The organism is Muricoprocola aceti (genome assembly GCF_025567005.1).
Classification (GTDB): Bacteria; Bacillota; Clostridia; order Lachnospirales; family Lachnospiraceae; genus Marvinbryantia; species Marvinbryantia aceti.
This window is the reverse complement of record NZ_JAOQKE010000011.1, coordinates 15,587-32,460: the sequence shown is the minus strand read 5'-3', so window position 1 is coordinate 32,460 and position 16,874 is coordinate 15,587. Positions and strand designations below refer to the sequence as shown.

Annotated in this window: 15 protein-coding genes; 14 read left to right on the top strand and 1 reads right to left on the bottom strand. The window is 42.5% G+C overall.

The annotated features are described in order from the left end of the window. Positions 1-263 precede the first annotated feature (263 nt). The 3 genes from OCV47_RS09480 to OCV47_RS09470 all read left to right on the top strand — a co-directional run bounded on the left by OCV47_RS09480 (position 264) and on the right by OCV47_RS09470 (position 5,700). Positions 264-3,224, top strand: a complete 2,961-nt coding sequence (locus OCV47_RS09480) for a TOTE conflict system archaeo-eukaryotic primase domain-containing protein (protein ID WP_262654840.1) — start codon at positions 264-266, stop codon at positions 3,222-3,224. Positions 3,225-3,234: 10 nt separating this feature from the next. Further along, a complete protein-coding gene (locus OCV47_RS09475; RefSeq protein ID WP_262654838.1) occupies positions 3,235-4,917 on the top strand; it encodes a recombinase family protein in 1,683 nt (560 codons plus the stop codon). Between the two features lie 219 nt (positions 4,918-5,136). Continuing rightward, complete coding sequence (locus tag OCV47_RS09470) at positions 5,137-5,700, top strand: signal peptidase I (protein WP_262654837.1); 564 nt, start codon at positions 5,137-5,139, stop codon at positions 5,698-5,700. Between the two features lie 45 nt (positions 5,701-5,745). Here the strand turns inward: OCV47_RS09470 and OCV47_RS09465 are convergent, their stop codons facing one another. Continuing rightward, entirely contained in the window at positions 5,746-6,246 is a 501-nt protein-coding gene (locus OCV47_RS09465) for a hypothetical protein (RefSeq protein WP_256298914.1), read from the bottom strand. Between the two features lie 135 nt (positions 6,247-6,381). Here OCV47_RS09465 and OCV47_RS09460 point away from each other — a divergent pair, with 135 nt between their 5' ends. The 11 genes from OCV47_RS09460 to purN all read left to right on the top strand — a co-directional run bounded on the left by OCV47_RS09460 (position 6,382) and on the right by purN (position 16,865). After that, entirely contained in the window at positions 6,382-7,959 is a 1,578-nt protein-coding gene (locus OCV47_RS09460) for a polysaccharide deacetylase (RefSeq protein ID WP_262654836.1), read from the top strand. A gap of 103 nt (positions 7,960-8,062) precedes the next feature. Beyond that, entirely contained in the window at positions 8,063-9,811 is a 1,749-nt protein-coding gene (gene tig / locus OCV47_RS09455) for a trigger factor (protein WP_262654835.1), read from the top strand. A gap of 151 nt (positions 9,812-9,962) precedes the next feature. Then, on the top strand, positions 9,963-10,889 hold the full coding sequence (gene pyrF, locus OCV47_RS09450; RefSeq protein WP_117448620.1) for an orotidine-5'-phosphate decarboxylase: 927 nt from the start codon (positions 9,963-9,965) through the stop codon (positions 10,887-10,889). A 20-nt stretch (positions 10,890-10,909) separates the two neighbouring features. After that, a complete protein-coding gene (pyrE, locus tag OCV47_RS09445) occupies positions 10,910-11,587 on the top strand; it encodes an orotate phosphoribosyltransferase (RefSeq protein ID WP_262654834.1) in 678 nt (225 codons plus the stop codon). 17 nt (positions 11,588-11,604) lie between these two features. Beyond that, positions 11,605-11,757, top strand: a complete 153-nt coding sequence (locus OCV47_RS09440) for a hypothetical protein (protein ID WP_256298921.1) — start codon at positions 11,605-11,607, stop codon at positions 11,755-11,757. 13 nt (positions 11,758-11,770) lie between these two features. Next, complete coding sequence (locus OCV47_RS09435) at positions 11,771-12,232, top strand: VanZ family protein (RefSeq protein ID WP_262654832.1); 462 nt, start codon at positions 11,771-11,773, stop codon at positions 12,230-12,232. Further along, the gene (locus tag OCV47_RS09430) at positions 12,225-12,539 is read left to right on the top strand and encodes a DUF6142 family protein (protein WP_262654831.1); all 315 of its coding nucleotides are present in this window, start codon (positions 12,225-12,227) and stop codon (positions 12,537-12,539) included. Before OCV47_RS09435 ends, OCV47_RS09430 begins: the two co-directional genes overlap by 8 nt. A gap of 11 nt (positions 12,540-12,550) precedes the next feature. Then, on the top strand, positions 12,551-14,617 hold the full coding sequence (locus OCV47_RS09425; protein WP_262654830.1) for an aminopeptidase: 2,067 nt from the start codon (positions 12,551-12,553) through the stop codon (positions 14,615-14,617). 80 nt (positions 14,618-14,697) lie between these two features. Beyond that, positions 14,698-15,204 (top strand): 5-(carboxyamino)imidazole ribonucleotide mutase, encoded by a 507-nt coding sequence (purE, locus tag OCV47_RS09420; RefSeq protein WP_117448625.1) that lies wholly within the window; start codon positions 14,698-14,700, stop codon positions 15,202-15,204. An 18-nt stretch (positions 15,205-15,222) separates the two neighbouring features. After that, positions 15,223-16,248 (top strand): phosphoribosylformylglycinamidine cyclo-ligase, encoded by a 1,026-nt coding sequence (gene purM / locus OCV47_RS09415; RefSeq protein ID WP_256298924.1) that lies wholly within the window; start codon positions 15,223-15,225, stop codon positions 16,246-16,248. Further along, positions 16,242-16,865 (top strand): phosphoribosylglycinamide formyltransferase, encoded by a 624-nt coding sequence (purN, locus tag OCV47_RS09410; protein ID WP_117448627.1) that lies wholly within the window; start codon positions 16,242-16,244, stop codon positions 16,863-16,865. Before purM ends, purN begins: the two co-directional genes overlap by 7 nt. Positions 16,866-16,874 lie beyond the last annotated feature (9 nt).

Genomic DNA, 16,874 nt, shown 5'->3' with positions numbered 1-16,874 from the left:
CTCCTGTATAGTAAAAAAGGAGCCCACGCATGAGCTCCTCCGGCTACGGGCCCCTCAAGCATCCGTAGCACAACCACTAAAAATACTATACAGGATTGATTTCAGAAAGTCAATCTGTTTTTAGTGGTAGTATTAGTTTATTCATATAAGCGTTAAATATTCGGAAACAAATATTGAAGATAGTTGGAACAAATGATAGAATAAAGTTGGGACAATGAATGCGAGATAATATTGTGAAGAAATAAGAATTGCAGGTGACAGAGGTGAACGTAGAAGCATACGATGTGGATTCGTTGAGAAAGATGGTTAGGATACTTGAATATGAGAACAGATTATTAAAAGATAAATTGAAGAAAGCAAGTATTCCATATGATGAGGTAAATCCTTTCGAAGAAAAAATAGAAAATGCAGAAGAGTATGACCCGGATCAGGGGGAACGTATTGTGAATCCTTCGTTTATTTCAGAAGAGATGGCAATCCGTTTCTTTTCGATGTTTTGGGGAAGAGAAGATGTATATGCCAGACGAGGTAAGAACGGTGGTTATTTTCCCCAATGTGATAATCGTTGGAATGACAGACTTTGCCCTAAGCAACGTAAAGAGAAGGTATTTTGTGATGAGTGTGAAAATACCAAATGGACAAGGCTGGATGTTAAAAAAATAATTGCTCATTTGTTGGGATTTAAAGAGGATGGTTCAGATGTAATTGGTGTATATCCTCTATTGCCAAATGGTACATGCAGATTTATTGTATTTGATTTTGATAACCATGAAAAAGGAGCGGAAGCTACCGATTTTGCCAATACGGATAATGAGTGGCATAAAGAAGTGGATGCTCTTAGAAAAATGTGTGAGCTTAATGGTATCAGACCTTTAGTTGAGAGATCCCGCTCCGGGAAAGGGGCACATGTATGGATTTTCTTTAAAAAGGCAATACCGGCGGCAACGGCAAGAAATTTCGGATTTCTCTTATTGGATAAAGGTTCAACTTCCATTAATCTGAAATCGTTTCATTATTATGACAGAATGTATCCTTCACAGGATGTGACAAGTAGTATAGGTAATTTGATTGCATTACCGTTACAGGGACAGGCACTTAAGAATGGAAATAGTGCTTTTGTAGATGAAAATTGGAATGCATATCCTGATCAATGGGATACTCTATTTAATAAAACGGATAAGTTGGGCGTAGAAGATGTTGAACAATACATGACAAAATGGCAGGGAGAATTAGCAGAAGCCAGAGGAATGCTTGCTAATATTGATAAAAACTCCAGACCGAAACCATGGAAAAAGAAGTGCGAGTTTTCTAAAGCTGATGTTGTGGGCAAGCTGCATATGGTATTGGGTAATGGTGTTTATATTGATACTTTGAACCTTATGCCAAGAATACAAAATCAGATTCGTAGTCTGGCAGCATTTGATAATCCGGAATTTTATAAAAATAAAAGGCTTGGATATTCAAATTACTACAATTTTAGTGCTGTGTATTTAGGAAAGGATATAGATGGGTACATACAGATTCCGAGGGGACTGAGAGAAAAATTAATAGAAGAATGTGAAAAGGCAGGGATTTCTGTTGATGTTTCTGATCAGAGAGAAACAGGACATCCAATCCGAGTATCTTTTAAGGGAGATTTGCGAACGCAGCAGGAGCTGGCGGCAGAAAAATTACTGTCACATTCGGATGGTGTTTTGAGTGCGGCAACTGCATTTGGTAAGACGGTAGTATGTAGTTATCTTATTGCTGAGCGAAAAGTAAATACGCTTATCCTGTTACAAAGCAAAGACTTACTGAATCAGTGGGTCGATGAACTGAATAAGTTTTTGGAAATAAAAGAAGAACCACCGGAATATGAAACAAAAACAGGAAGAAAGAAAAAGAGAGACAGTGTGATAGGAATTTTGCACGGCAGTAAAAATACATTAACAGGTATCATAGATGTTGCAATGGTTGGTTCTATGTATAGCAGGGGAAAGTTTAATGAACGGATTAATTCTTATGGAATGGTAATCATGGATGAATGCCATCACGCAGCTTCCAATACATCCATGGAATTATTACAGAAAATTAATGCGAAGTATGTGTATGGTGTTTCAGCTACACCAAAACGTGGCGACAGCCTTGACAGGATCATTTATATGTTGCTGGGGCCACTGAGACACAGGTTTACTGCGTTGGAGAGGGCGCAAGAGCAGGGAATCGGACATTATTTTGTCCCGAGATATACAAGAGTAGTCGATAATGCAGAAAGCAAGGATGATATTAATAAAGCGTATAGTCTGATTAGTACCAGTCGGGTACGTAATGAAATGATTGTAAACGATGTGCTAACTTGTGTTGCAAGAAAACAAACTCCGGTAATTTTGACGAAATTTAAGGAACATGCAAAATTTTTATATGATGCTTTGAAAGGGGAAGCAGATCATGTATTTCTTCTATATGGTGATAACTCCGATAAGGAAAATGCAGAAATTCGAGTAAGGTTAAAGCAGGTTCCTGAAAATGAAACGCTTATTTTAGTTGCAACCGGTCAGAAGATAGGAGAAGGGTTTGACTTTCCAAGACTGGATGTATTAATGCTTGCAGCTCCTGTGTCTTTTGAAGGGCGTCTTGAACAGTATGTGGGAAGACTGAATAGAGATTATCCCGGAAAAGAAGCTGTTTATGTGTATGATTATATTGATTCTCATGTTCGCTTCTTTGATAAGATGTATGCAAAAAGATTAAGAACATACAAGAAGACAGGATTTTCAATATGGACGGGAGAGTTGCAGTCGAAACAGATGATAAATGCAATATTCGATTCCGGAAATTATACCGAAAAGTTTGAACAGGATATAGTGGAGGCAGAAAAAATGGTGGTAATTTCCAGCCCGGATATCAGACAGGACAAGATTGAACGATTCTTATTCCTGATGAAGGGAAGACAGGAAGCAGGCGTAAAGGTAACTATCATCACAACAGATCCGGAAGAGATTGTTTATGGAAGTTCGGATGTATGCCATGAGTTAATCAGAACAATGCAGCTGGTAGGAATGAATGTAGTAACAAAAACAGAAGTAGAAGAACGGTTTGCTGTCATTGATGATGAATTAGTATGGCATGGGGGCATGAATCTTCTTGGAAAAGTAGATGTTTGGGATAATTTAATGCGTATCAGGAATCATCAGGTTGCAGCGGAATTGTTGGAAATTGCACTGGGATATTTATCAGAAAAATAAGGAGATACTTATGAAAAAAAAGACAAAATGCTATATCTATATCCGTGTATCCACCACCATGCAGGTGGATGGCTACAGTCTGGATGCACAGAGAGATAAACTGAGAAAATATGCCGAGTATCAGAACATGGAGATTGTAAAAGAATTTGCAGATGAAGGTAAATCCGGTAAAAGCGTAGAAGGCAGACCGGAATTTCAGCGGATGTTGGACAATATTGAAGATGGTACGGACGATGTACAGTTTGTGCTGGTATTTAAGCTTTCCCGTTTTGGGCGTAATGCTGCGGACGTTTTGAATTCATTGCAGAGGATGCAGGATTTTGGAGTGAATCTGATCTGTGTAGAGGATGGCATTGACAGTTCTAAAGACAGTGGAAAGCTGATGATCTCCGTTTTGTCAGCGGTGGCAGAAATTGAACGTGAAAATATTTTGGTGCAGACCATGGAAGGACGAAAGCAGAAAGCAAGGGAAGGTAAATGGAACGGTGGATTTGCTCCCTATGGTTACAAACTGGTAAACGGAGAACTTCAGATTGCAGAGGACGAAGCAGAGGTAATTCGACTAATTTTTGATAAATTTATCCATACCAATATGGGAATGAGTGCGATTGCGTCATGGCTGAACCAGCATGGATATAAAAAGAAAAAGAGACAGAATAATACACTGGACGCATTTGCAACTTCATTCATCAAAGGTGTTCTGGATAATCCGATTTATTGTGGGAAATTGGCATTTGGTCGCAGAAAGAATGAAAAAGTTCCCGGAACAAGAAATGAATATCGGATTGTGAAGCAGGAAGAGTATATGCTGAACGATGGCATCCATGAAGGTATTATTTCAGAAGAGGCTTGGGAACTGGCACATCAGAAACGGCAGAAAACAGGAGTATCATACGAAAAGACCCATAGTCTGGAGCATGAGCATATTTTATCCGGCATTTTGAAATGCCCTCTTTGTGGCAGCGGAATGTATGGGAATGTCAATCGAAAAAAAAGAAAAGACGGTACGGCATATAAAGATTATTTCTATTATGCCTGCAAGCATCGGAAGCTGGTGGACGGGCATAACTGCAGCTACCGCAAACAATGGAGTGAAGATAAGGTGAATGATGCGGTAGAGGAAGTAATCCGGAGGCTTGCGCAGAATCCAAAATTTGAGGAAGCAATTTTAAAGAAAATCGGTGCAAGAATTGACACAACGGAAGTGGAAAAGGAAATTGAAGAATTGGAGAAACAGCATCGGCAGCTGACTGGAGCAAAAAATCGACTTGGACAGCAGATGGACAGTCTGGATATTACAGACCGTTTTTATGAGAAAAAATATCAGGATATGGAGACAAGATTGTATCGCCTTTATGATGAAATCGAGGGTGTGGAGAACAGCATCAGTGAAGTCAAGAACCGTCTGCTGAATATCAAACAGAAGAAAATATCAGAAGATAACGTCTATCAATTCTTGCTGTATTTTGATAAACTATATGACAAGTTCACGGATCTGGAGAAGAAAGAATTTCTTAACAGTTTTGTAGAACAGGTAGACATTTATGAGCAGGAGCAGCCGGATGGCAGATTCCTGAAGCACATTAAGTTCCGTTTTCCGGTGTATTTCAATGGTTCGGAAATAGAAGAACTTAGTTGGGACAATGAAAATACCGTTGAAGTTGTTTGTGGCCTACAAAGGACGAATAGGTAGAAGTCCTTGAATTTACGCACTTTGTGGAGTCTTCAGTTTCGAAAACAGGTGAAAATCACAAAGAAAAGAGCCTTGTGAAGAAACCGGATGAAGTTTTAACGATTTTGCTTTTTAACGTGCGGATTTTGCAAAAAACGAAAATAAGCAAAAAAATCTGTTACAATACATAAACATTCAAAATTGATGTCGAAAAATGTCGATTTATGAGGAATGAAGAAAATGGCGAAAGGAACGAAGTATTGTAACATGAAGACGCAGGCGCAAACGACAACATTTGCAGAGAATCAGAAAAAGAAAAGACAGAGAAAGTACCGGATGAAAAAACGACTGACTCTGATAATTGTGTTTGGAATTTTGGTGGGATGCAGTATTTATCTGCTGATCTCAAAGCAGGCTGGAGAGAATCAACTGTGGATGCCTTTCGGGTATGGCGCAGCCAATGTGCTGTCCGGCAGTATGGAACCTGCCTTTTCGGCTGGAACACTGTTAATTATAAAAGAAGAAAAAGAGACTAAGCCAGGCGAGATTGTCGTTTATCAGGCAGAGGAAGAACTGATTGTACACAGAGTAATATCCGTTGAGGGAGATATCATAGTGACGAAAGGTGATGCTAACACAGTATGCGACAGACCATTTCGAAGTGATGCCTTGAAAGGCAGGGTGATTGCCTGGATTCCATATGTCGGAGCAATTGCCAATATACTGGAAAATGTGGTGCCTCTGCTGACGGCATTGATATTGGTGACTGTAGTAGTACGCAGAATCAGAAATAAAGAAATATAAAATGACCGGCTGGGAATGTTCATCCCGGCCGGTCATTTTATACGTTTATTTTTTCTTTTTGGATTTTGCAGATGCATTGGCAGCTGCTTCTTTATTAAGAGTATCCTGTGCTTTATTGCGTAACTTTGCGAAAAAGCCTTTCTTCTTCACAGGCTGCTCCAGCGGACCTCTTACTCCACGGACATCTGTAATATAAATGCCACTTACAGTAGCTTTTACTTCCTTCTTCACTGGGATGACATCGAATACCTTTGCGTCTGCAACCAGCGTCATGATTCTTGGACCAACTTTTGCTTTCACAATCGGAAGCTTGGAACGTCTCATAAGCTTTGGAGTCTGGTCAATGACCATCTGAGGGAGTCCGGAATCTTTTAAACGTAACATCTTCTTATCAATTATCAGCATGGAAACGGTCTGTTTTACAGCTTCCATCTGTTCCATCTGCTCGGTCTGCTTCTTTTGGGCTTTTCTGCCAAAATAGTACAGAACACCGAGAACAATCACTAAAATGACAAGAATAATAATTAATACGTTAAGAAATGTCATTTTTCTCCTCCTCTGAATTCGCTTTTTTTATTCTAACATTCTTTTTTCAAAAGTGCAATAATCTTTCCGATTGTTTTTTGGGTAAACTTATGATAAAGTAAAAAAGAATATATTTTTATGAAGGGATGAATGCTTATGGGGTATGAAGAAGATACACAAGCACGAGCGGCCAGGCGAAAAAAGCGTAAAAGACGACAAAGGACAATGGGATTCCTGATCCTTTTTCTGATGATACTGGTGATAGCCGGTGCGATTTGTTTTGTGATTCTGGGGAATGACGGAGATAATCTGGAACTTGTAAAGAATAGATTAGGAACCGTCGGTGAGACTGCCTCCGGCTGGATACAGTCAGTCAGGGACTCATTGCCGGATGGAGTAAAAGAAAAGCTTCCAGCCGGATGGTTTGAGACGGAGACTGAGAGCGAAACGGAGACAGAGACTCAGAGCGAGACTGAGACAGAAGATCATTCGGATGAAGAAGCAGCACAGTTGATTGCTCAGGCAGACAGTATGGCAGTTTCTTATGATTATGATGGAGCAGCGGAGCTTTTGAAAGCTTCTCCTCTATATGCAGTGAGAACAGACCTTCAGCAGAAAGTGACTGATTATGAGGCACAGAAAGCAGCCTGCGTGGCCATCACACCAGAAGAAGTGACTCATATTTTCTATCATACACTGGTAGTGGATCCGTCAAAGGCATTTAATCCAGATCTGGATGGATACGCTGGATGGCAGCAGTGGATGACGACAGTTTCTGAGTTTGATGAGATTACCCAGGAGATGTACGACAGAGGATATGTACTGGTCAGCATTCATGATCTGATCAATAAAAAGACCAACGAAGATGGCAGCGTAACCATAGAACCGAATACCATTTACCTTCCGGAAGGAAAGAAGGCATTTGTACTTTCGCTGGATGATCTCAGTTATTATCATACGTATGACAACCATGGCGTGGCATCGAAGATTGTGCTGGATGAGAATGGCAAGCCTACCTGCGAATATGTTCAGGATGATGGTACGGTAGTGACCGGAGCTTATGATGCAGTGCCAAGACTGGATGCTTTCATGGAAGAACATCCGGATGGCTGTTATAAAGGTGCGAGAGGCATCATTGCCCTTACTGGATATAATGGCATTCTGGGATATCGTACTGATGGAACCTACAGTAAAGACCACAATACCAATTCTGATGTATATTATCAGGACGATCTGCAGTCAGAATGGCTGGCCAAACATCCAGACTTCAACTGGGAGAAGGAATGTGCAGATGCCAGAGCAGTTGCAGATGCTATGAAGGCTGATGGATGGGAGTTCGCAAGTCATACCTGGGGACATAAGAATGTAGGCGAGACAGATTATGACGATCTGGTAAGAGATACAGAGAGATGGTTTGAATATGTTTCCCCGTTGATTGGTGAGACGGATGCCATTATTTTTGCTCACGGTGCAGACATTGCGTCGAATGGCTACACCAGTGACAATGCAAAGTACGAATATTTTAAGAGTAAAGGATTTGATATTTACTGCCCGGTGGACTCTGAACCTTATACAACAACTGTAACATCAGAGTATCTGCATCAGGGCAGACGGGATCTGGATGGGTATCGGATTTATAATGACGCGATATCAGAAAATCCAATGGCAGCAGATCTGTTTGATGCCAGTAAAGTATTGGATCCAGACAGACCACTTCCGGTACCGGATCTGTAAGAAAAAGAGTCTTGGCGGACAGTCAGATGTTGATGTGATGAGGCAAAGCCTTTTGCATAAAGAGGGAATATCTTGAAAGTGTGGAAGAAAAGAGGATAGGATCATGAAAAGAAAAGCAGTAGCAGCACTGCTGGCTTGCGTAGCACTGGCAGCGACAGGATGCGGAAGCAGTGAAAAAGAAACAGAAAAAGCAACAGAAGCAGCAACAACAGAAGCTGCGTCTGAGACTGAAACTGAGAGTGAAAGTGAAGCAGCGACCACAGAAGCGGAATCTGAAAGCGAAACCGAAAGCGAAAGTGAAGCAGCGACCACAGAAGCAGAATCTGAATCAGAAGAAGCAGCAGAGCTAAAGACAGGAAAAGCAGCAGCTGAGAGTGAAACTGAGAGCGAAAGCGAGACTGCATCAGAGACTGAAACAGAAAGCGAAAGCGAGACTGCATCAGAGACCGAAACAGAAAGCGAAAGTGAGACTGCATCAGAGACCGAAACAGAAAGCGAAAGCGAGACTGCATCAGAGACCGAAACAGAAAGCGAAAGCGAGACTGCATCAGAGACCGAAACAGAAAGCGAAAGTGAGACTGCATCAGAGACCGAAACAGAAAGCGAAAGCGAGACTGCATCAGAGACCGAAACAGAGAGTGAAAGTGAGAACGCCTCTGAAACAGAAACCGGATCAGAAGCAGAGTCCGAGACTGGCAGTGAAGAAGAATCTGAAACAGAGACAGAGTTCAATGTGGCAGATATTCCGGAATATGATGCAAGTGAGTATGTAACCCTTGGTGAATACAAAGACCTGACAGTAGAAGTTACACCAGTAGAGGTTACTGATGAGCAGGTAATGGACAAGATTGCATCTGAGACAAAACAGACCCTGACAGAAGGTACTGTAGAGTCAGGTGATACCGTTAATATTGATTATGTCGGCAAGATCGACGAAGAAGAATTCGATGGCGGAAGTGCAGAAGGATATGATCTGGAGATCGGTTCCTGCACATTCATCGACGGATTTGAAGATGGTATTATCGGTATGCAGGTTGGTGACACGAAGGATCTGGAACTGAAGTTCCCAGAGGATTATCACAGCACCGATCTGGCTGGTAAAGATGTTGTATTTACGGTAACTGTAAATTCCATCTCCCGTGTACCGGAACTGACTGATGAAGTGGCAGACAGCGTAGTAGAAGGAATGACAGCAGAAGCATATCAGGAGAGTGTTCGCCAGGATCTGGAAGATCAGGCAAAGGAATCTCAGAAAACGGAAGCTGAGCAGAAGCTTCTTCAGGCAGTATATGAGAACGCAACAATAGATGGATATCCGGAAGAAAATCTGCAGTATACGATCAAGCGTGCAAAGGATTACTATGAATGGCTGGCCAGCATGTACGGTATGTCACTGGATGATTATCTGAAAAATTACGGAATGACTCAGGACGAATTTAATGAACAGATTCAGCCGGTTGCAGAGGAAGCACTTGGTGAAGAGATGACTTTACTGGCTATCGCCAAAGAGGAGAACATCGAAGTATCTGATGAAGAATACGAAGCCGGACTGGCAAGATATGCAGAAGCACAGGGTATGGACGATCCATCCAAGCTGGAAGAAGCATATGGTGAGAACTATATCAAGAACAGTCTGCTTCAGGAAAAGGTTCTGGAATTCTTATATGAGAACGCAACGATCGAAGAAGTAGCAGAAACCGAAGCAGAATCTGAGAGTGAGTCTGAGACAGAAGCAGCATCAGAGGTGGCATCTGAAGAAGAAACTGAGACAGAGACCACATCTGAAACAGAGACAGAGAGCGAAAGTGAGACAGCATCTGAAACGGAGACAGAATCTGAAACAGAAGCATAAATGAATAGTTGCAATAGGATTTTAAATTGCCTGTAAAGACTTTCTTTACAGGCAGTTTTACTATGTGGTATCATAAACAAAGAATCGGGATTCATTAAAAAATATCCGATAGAGAAGAACAGATATCAAAAGAGGAAAATGGAGGCACAGCATGATTCAGAAACTGATCAGTAATATTCAGAAAACCAAGGCACCAATCGTAGTAGGATTAGATCCTATGATGAATTATATTCCACAGCAGGTAAAAGAGAAGGCATTTCAGGAATTCGGAGAGACACTGGAAGGCGCCGCAGAAGCTATCTGGCAGTATAATAAGGAGATCGTGGATTGCACCTGTGATCTGATTCCGGCGGTGAAGCCACAGATCGCCATGTATGAGCAGTTTGGAATCGAAGGAATGAAGGCCTTCAAGAAGACTGTTGATTACTGCAAGTCTAAGGGACTGGTGGTAATCGGAGATGTAAAGCGTGGAGATATCGGATCTACATCAGCTGCCTATGCAACCGGACATCTGGGAAAGGTACAGGTAGGAAGTAAGACCTACAGCGCTTTTGACGAGGACTTCGCTACCGTGAATCCATATCTGGGATCTGACGGCATCAAGCCATTTATGGAAGTCTGCAAGGAAGAAAAGAAGGGCTTATTTATTCTGGTAAAGACCTCCAATCCATCCAGTGGAGAATTCCAGGATCAGCTGATAGATGGCAAACCACTGTATGAACTGGTTGGAGAAAAGGTCGCACAGTGGGGCGAAGAATGTATGGGTGAACAGTACAGCTATATCGGTGCTGTCGTAGGGGCTACTTATCCTGAGATGGGAAAAGTACTGCGTAAAGTAATGCCAAAGTCTTATATTCTGGTTCCTGGCTATGGTGCACAGGGAGGAAAAGGTGCGGATCTGGTGCATTTCTTTAATGAAGATGGACTGGGCGCAATTGTGAACTCATCCAGAGGTATCATTGCTGCATACAAGCAGGAAAAATATGCAAAGTTCGGAGCAGAACACTTTGGAGAAGCAAGCCGTGCAGCGGTAGAAGATATGGTGGCAGATATTAATCAGGCGTTGGAGAACAGATAGGAAAAGAGGAGTATAAGAAGATGGAACAGTATAAGCAGGAATTTATTGAGTTTATGGTGGACAGCCAGGTATTAAAGTTTGGAGAATTTACATTAAAGAGCGGAAGAAAGTCTCCGTTTTTCATGAATGCAGGGGCCTATGTGACTGGTACACAGCTGCGTAAGCTGGGCGAATATTATGCCAAAGCGATTCATGACAATTACGGACTGGACTTTGATGTCCTGTTTGGACCGGCTTATAAAGGAATTCCACTGAGCGTGGCCACTACAATGGCAATCAGTGAACTTTACGGAAAAGATATCCGTTACTGCTCAAACAGAAAAGAAGTAAAAGATCATGGGGATACCGGAATTCTTCTCGGAAGCAAGTTAAAAGATGGCGACAAAGTAGTGATTATTGAGGATGTAACCACATCCGGTAAGTCTATTGAAGAGACATTCCCGATTTTAAAAGAGCAGGCAGATGTGGAGATAAAAGGTCTGATGGTATCTCTGAACCGTATGGAAATCGGAAAAGGCGGAGTAAAGAGCGCACTGGATGAGATTCAGGAGAAGTATGGTTTCCCGGCACATGCGATCGTTACTATGGAAGAGGTAATAGAGAGACTTTATAATCAGGAATGTCAGGGAAAGATTGTGATTGATGACAGTATAAAAGCAGCCATTGATTCATATTATGAACAATATGGAGCAAAATAGAAAAAGGAGGCTTGCATATGAATGAAAAAGTATATCGCAGCATGAGTCTGGCAGGCGCCTGCAATATTGCAGTTGGAATCGTGATTCTGGTTGTAGGGATTGCAGCAGGAGTGATGGCCATTGTATCCGGAGCAGGACTTCTGAAGACGAAGAAGAATATCATGTTCTAGCAGAGGGTGCAGCGTGAAAAAAGAAACAAAGAAAAAAATTCAGATTGTCAGTGCAGGACTGTTTTTGCTATATCTGATCTGTCTGACCTACTTTCTCTTTTTTGTAGAAAGTCTGGGCAGAAGTTATGCGGAGCGGGAGTACACTTACAATCTGCATTTGTTTAAAGAGATCACCAGATTCTGGAGATACAGAAAAGAATTGGGTATGGCAGCGGTACTGGCCAACATTGTGGGAAATGTGATCTGCTTTATTCCGTTTGGCGCAATTTTGCCTGTGCTGAATCGAAAAGCACGCAATTTTTTCATGATTCTGACTCTGTCTTTTGAATTCAGTCTGCTGGTAGAATGTACACAGCTGATTTCCAAAGTAGGAAGTTTTGATGTGGATGACTTGTTCCTGAATACCCTGGGAGGTGTCCTGGGATTCCTGCTATTTACTATTTGCAACAGAATGAGGAGAAAGCATTATGGCTAAAAAAACGATGTATTCTTTCGAAGAAAAGACGCATCCTACAGATGGAATCGTATCTACGATTATGGGAGGAATTTCTTTGGCGCTTCTGATTGTGGCAGTGTATTCTTCTTATTATATGAGAGGAGATGCCGGAATCTATGCAGGAGCGTTTGGATTGTCAGGAATCTTGTTTGCGTTTGTGGGATTTATCATTGGAGTAAAGAGCTTTTCCAGAAAGAATATCAAATATAAATATCCGAAGATCGGATCCATCCTGTGTGGAATCGTGTTTGTCGTATGGCTGGGCGTAGCACTTGGAGGAGCATAAGGAGTGAAGAGATGCAACAGTTTGATGAGTTGAAAAAAGAAAGAATGCAGCTGGCAGCGGAGCGGATCAGTGAGATTGTCACAGAAGCAGCGATACCGGCACCATTTGCACGGTATTTTAAGGAAGAGGCAGAGTTTATCAGTCAGATGCTGGATCTGGCTGAGACCATTCGGACAGGAAAAACAGCAGACTGGACATTACAGGAATGGGAACAGTGCAATCAGAGAATGTATGCAGATATCCTGCCGGAGCAGTATGAACACTGTTTTGGCAATCCGGAGTATGCAGTAGCAGAGCTGGGGGAAGTACACGGAAGAATATTATCATTCCTGTACACAGAGATCAGAGGGATGATTGTGTATGCCTTCGAACAGAGATGGGAAGATCTGCTGATTGTATGCGAGCTGTTTATTGAAATCTATAATTGCTTTGAAGAAGAAGAATTACCGACTTACCGCCAGATCCAGCAGATTGTATACTGGTATGTCAGCGATTATAGCGATCAGACTCTTGCCTGTCGGATTCGGGAGGCCGTAGATCCAACGCTGGACTTTGCAACACGGATCATTACAGAAGAGGATCTGACAGATCTGCGTTACCTGTACAAATATGGTGAGTATGTCAATGAAAGTGTTCTTGGCACCGCCCGCTTCCTCAATAGTCTGCCGCAGGAAGAGATTGACCGCATTGCATCGGTCTATACAGAAGGATATCGGATGGGATTCGTTCTGGGAAATAAAGATCTGTCAAAGAAAAAGACAGTTAATATACGATATATTCTGGGATTTGAACGAATCATCCGCAAAGCGATCGAGAATTTTGCGCAGATGGGGCTGAGACCGGTGATCTATCGCAGCGCAGCACACAGCATCAATAAAAAAGAGCATATTCGCATCGGATATTACGGGGCAATTCCCAATAAACAGTATGAATACGATCACAAGGGTGATGCAGCCATTTATCTGGATCGTGCATTTATGGAACGCAAGCTGGGGGTAATGCGCAGCGCTTATGAAGAGTATAAAGAACAGGCAAATACCCATGCCGGACCAGCCTGCGTGGAGACTTTCGGTGAAGTACCATTTGTCCCGGTGAATAAAGAAGCAGCTTATCGTCTGTCGGAAAAACAGCAGAAGATGGCCGTAGAACTGGCAAATGAGACAGCACAGATCACCAATCGCTATATAATTGGCGAAGAACGCAGTTTTACCATTATCGCGTTCCCGGTACCGGAGATCGGAGAACAGTTTGAAGAGATCTTTGCAGAGACAGTGAAGATTAATACACTGGACTATCAGTTATATCAGAGAATTCAGCAGACCATCATAGATGCACTGGATCAGGGCTGCAAGGTACACATCCTTGGAAAAGACAGCAATCGAACGGATCTGACAGTGAGCCTGACTGATCTGAAGGATCCACAGAAAGAGACGATTTTTGAAAACTGTGTGGCAGATGTGAACATTCCGGTGGGGGAAGTGTTTACTTCTCCGAGACTTGCAGGCACGACAGGTGTGCTTCATGTCAGTGAGGTTTATCTTGAGGAACTTCGTTATGAGAATCTGGAGATTCATTTCCAGGATGGTATGGTTACTGATTATACCTGCAGTAATTTTGAAGACGAAGAAGAAAATAAAAAATATGTCAGAGAAAATGTGTTGTTCCATCATGATACCCTTCCTATGGGAGAATTTGCCATTGGAACCAATACTACAGCCTATGTAATGGCAGAAAAATATGGTATTGGCAATAAACTGCCGATACTGATTGCAGAAAAGATGGGTCCTCATTTTGCAGTGGGAGATACCTGCTACAGCTGGTCAGAAGATACAGCAGTCTATAATCCGGATGGCAAGGAGATTATAGCAAGGGATAATGAAGTATCTATTTTACGAAAAGAAGATTTGTCAAAAGCATATTTTGGATGTCATACAGATATTACCATTCCATATAAGGAACTGGGGCTTCTGGCTGTGCTTCACAAAGACGGCAGTCAGACGCCGATTATCCAAAACGGTCGATTTATTCTGCCAGGAACAGAAGAGCTGAATAAACCCTTTGCAAACGTGGGCGAATGAGTTGACAAGCAGAAAAAACGTTAGTAAAATAAGGGCTTAGAAGAATGCCTAAAAGTTTAAAGACAAAAGGAGAATGCACAATGACAAAAGTCGGTATTGTAATGGGAAGCGACTCAGATATGCCTGTTATGGCAAAGGCCGCTGATATTTTGGAAAAGCTTGGTGTGGAATATGAGATGACGATTATTTCTGCACACAGAGAACCAGATTTATTTTTTGAGTATGCAAAATCAGCAGAATCTAAGGGATGGAAAGTCATTATTGCAGGAGCAGGTATGGCAGCACATCTTCCAGGAATGTGCGCAGCGATATTCCCGATGCCAGTGATTGGCATTCCAATGCATACCACTTCTCTGGGAGGAAGAGATTCCCTGTATTCCATCGTACAGATGCCAACCGGCATTCCGGTTGCTACTGTAGCGATCAATGGAGGCGCTAATGCGGGACTGCTGGCCGCTAAGATTCTGGCTACTTCCGATCCGGAACTTCTTCAGAGACTGAAGGACTATTCACAGGAATTAAAGGAACAGGTAGAAGCAAAAGCAGAAAAGCTGGCCAAAGTTGGCTATAAAGAATACACAAAATAGAATAGAGGAGAACAGGTTATGGATTACAAGAACGCAGGTGTAGATATTGAAGCAGGTTATAAGTCAGTAGAACTGATGAAGGAGTCCGTAAAGAGAACTATGAGAGAAGAAGTTCTCGGAGGTCTGGGTGGTTTCTCAGGTGCATTTTCCCTGGCAAAGATCAAGAACATGGAGGAACCGGTTCTGTTATCTGGTACAGACGGATGCGGAACGAAAGTAAAGCTGGCATTTATCATGGATAAACACGATACCATCGGCATTGATGCTGTGGCAATGTGTGTGAATGATATCGCCTGTGCAGGTGGTGAGCCACTGTTTTTCCTGGATTATATTGCATGTGGAAAGAATTATCCGGAAAAGATTGCCGCTATCGTAAGTGGTGTGGCAGAGGGCTGTGTACAGTCTGATTGTGCTCTGATCGGTGGAGAGACAGCAGAACATCCGGGACTGATGCCGGAGAATGATTATGACCTGGCAGGATTTGCAGTTGGCGTGGCAGATAAAAAAGACATGATCACCGGTGAACATATCAAGGCAGGAGATGTACTGGTGGGTATAGCATCTACTGGAGTACATAGCAATGGTTTTTCACTGGTTCGTAAAGTATTCCAGATGGATAAAGAAACATTGGATACTTATCATGAAGAATTGGGTAAGACACTGGGAGAGGCGCTTCTTGCTCCAACCAGAATCTATGTAAAGGCTCTGCGCAGCGTAAAAGAGTCCGGTGTGACCATTAAGGGATGCAGCCACATTACCGGTGGTGGGTTCTATGAGAATATTCCGAGAATGCTTCCAGATGGAGCAAAGGCTGTTGTAAAGAAAGACAGTTATGAAGTACCGGCTATCTTCAAGATGCTGGCAAGAGAAGGAAAGATTGAAGAACAGATGATGTACAATACGTTTAATATGGGTATTGGCATGGTACTTGCGGTTGATCCTGCCGATGTGGAAAAGACACTGGCAGCTCTTGAAAAGACAGGGGACAAGGCTTATGTGATCGGTGAGATTGCAGACGGAGAAAAAGGAGTAGAATTATGCTAAAACTGGCAGTTCTGGTCTCCGGAGGCGGTACAAACCTTCAGGCCATCATAGATGGAATCGCAGATGGGACGATCACGAACACAGAAATTGGTGTAGTAATCAGTAACAATCCAGGTGCGTATGCACTGGAGCGAGCAAAGAAAGCCGGTATTCCGGCGGTTTGTGTGTCACCGAAGTCTTATGCAGACAGAGAAGCTTTTAATCAGGCGCTGCTTCAGACAATTCAGTCCTATGAACCGGATCTGATTGTACTGGCAGGATGTCTGGTGGTCATACCGAAGATAATGATTCAGGCGTACCCGAATCAGATTATCAACATTCACCCGTCGCTGATACCTTCCTTCTGCGGAACTGGCTATTATGGCCTGAAGGTGCATGAGAAGGCACTGGAACGCGGTGTAAAGGTGACTGGAGCAACGGTACATTTTGTGGATGAAGGAACCGACACTGGTCCGATTATCTTGCAGAAGGCAGTTGAGATACAGCAGGGAGATACTCCAAAGATTCTGCAGCAGAGAGTGATGGAGCAGGCAGAATGGGTTATTATGCCAAAGGCGATTGACCTGATCGCTAATGGACGTATCAGAGTGGAGAATGGAAAAGTAGTTTTCATGTGAGGAGGACGT

Bases quoted from the DNA above. Each gene is read 5' to 3' on its own strand.
- OCV47_RS09430 (WP_262654831.1), top strand. From the start codon at position 12,225: ATGGCTAAAAAAACGATGTATTCTTTCGAAGAAAAGACGCATCCTACA.
- OCV47_RS09475 (WP_262654838.1), top strand. From the start codon at position 3,235: ATGAAAAAAAAGACAAAATGCTATATCTATATCCGTGTATCCACCACC.
- pyrE (WP_262654834.1), top strand. From the start codon at position 10,910: ATGGAACAGTATAAGCAGGAATTTATTGAGTTTATGGTGGACAGCCAG.
- pyrF (WP_117448620.1), top strand. From the start codon at position 9,963: ATGATTCAGAAACTGATCAGTAATATTCAGAAAACCAAGGCACCAATC.
- purM (WP_256298924.1), top strand. From the start codon at position 15,223: ATGGATTACAAGAACGCAGGTGTAGATATTGAAGCAGGTTATAAGTCA.
- tig (WP_262654835.1), top strand. From the start codon at position 8,063: ATGAAAAGAAAAGCAGTAGCAGCACTGCTGGCTTGCGTAGCACTGGCA.
- purN (WP_117448627.1), top strand. From the start codon at position 16,242: ATGCTAAAACTGGCAGTTCTGGTCTCCGGAGGCGGTACAAACCTTCAG.
- OCV47_RS09440 (WP_256298921.1), top strand. From the start codon at position 11,605: ATGAATGAAAAAGTATATCGCAGCATGAGTCTGGCAGGCGCCTGCAAT.
- OCV47_RS09465 (WP_256298914.1), bottom strand. From the start codon at position 6,246: ATGACATTTCTTAACGTATTAATTATTATTCTTGTCATTTTAGTGATT.
- OCV47_RS09470 (WP_262654837.1), top strand. From the start codon at position 5,137: ATGGCGAAAGGAACGAAGTATTGTAACATGAAGACGCAGGCGCAAACG.
- OCV47_RS09425 (WP_262654830.1), top strand. From the start codon at position 12,551: ATGCAACAGTTTGATGAGTTGAAAAAAGAAAGAATGCAGCTGGCAGCG.
- purE (WP_117448625.1), top strand. From the start codon at position 14,698: ATGACAAAAGTCGGTATTGTAATGGGAAGCGACTCAGATATGCCTGTT.
- OCV47_RS09460 (WP_262654836.1), top strand. From the start codon at position 6,382: ATGGGGTATGAAGAAGATACACAAGCACGAGCGGCCAGGCGAAAAAAG.